The sequence below is a fragment of the Flavobacterium sp. RHBU_3 genome (assembly GCF_046613565.1).
Classification (GTDB): Bacteria; Bacteroidota; Bacteroidia; order Flavobacteriales; family Flavobacteriaceae; genus Flavobacterium.
The window spans coordinates 1-712 of record NZ_JBKJHC010000036.1 but is presented as its reverse complement, the minus strand read 5'-3'; the positions used below and the strand labels follow the sequence as shown (position 1 = coordinate 712).

At 45.1% G+C, this 712-nt stretch carries 1 protein-coding gene; it reads right to left on the bottom strand.

The window, feature by feature from the left end; genetic code table 11:
* Positions 1 to 712 (bottom strand): fibronectin type III domain-containing protein (locus tag ACLI1A_RS19530; protein ID WP_411410376.1); only part of this gene is annotated, 712 nt, incomplete at both ends.

The following is a 712-nucleotide window of genomic DNA, read 5'->3' as shown; positions in this document are numbered from 1 at the left end:
AACCGTGGTTATACGGTGCGTAGAGTCACAGTTACTGTAAGTAGGCGTACAATATCCTACGTAGAAGCTTGTACCTGTCCATACACTCTTATCAGTACCGTCACAGTTAGAACGTACCCACCAGTAGTAAGTAGTATCTGTAGTTAAGCCTGTAATCGTGGCACTTGTGCCGGTTATGGCAGTACCTGTTGTAGCAGCAGTTGGGGCAGTGCTCGATGTGCTGTAGTAGTACTCGTAACCCATACCTGGTGCATAAGCAGGTGCGGTCCAGCTAATGATCATTGACGTAAGTGAAGCTCCACTGGTAGTAAGTGATGTAGCAGGTAAGCATGATGCCGGAGTTGTAAAGCTCGATGTTACTGCACCCGATTCACAAGATGAGTTTATAGCATACACTTTATAATAGTATGTAGTGTTTGCGCTTAGGCCTGAAAGGGCATAAGATGAAACTCCTGCAGAAGTAATGAATGGAGATCCTGAAACCGGGGTTGTATAAGCTGAATCAGTATATACTTCAACCCTGTACCATACGTCTGCAGCGTTAGTGCCTTCACCGGCCGAAGATAACGACCAGTTTACGGTAGCTGTAGCATAATAGCCTGAAGTAGCACTGGTAGTATTCATTGAAGGACAGTCTCCTATTACCTTACCAGATACAGCAAATATGTTTGCTACCGGAGTAGTGCCTGTTGCTGTTGTAGTTACAGTAAAC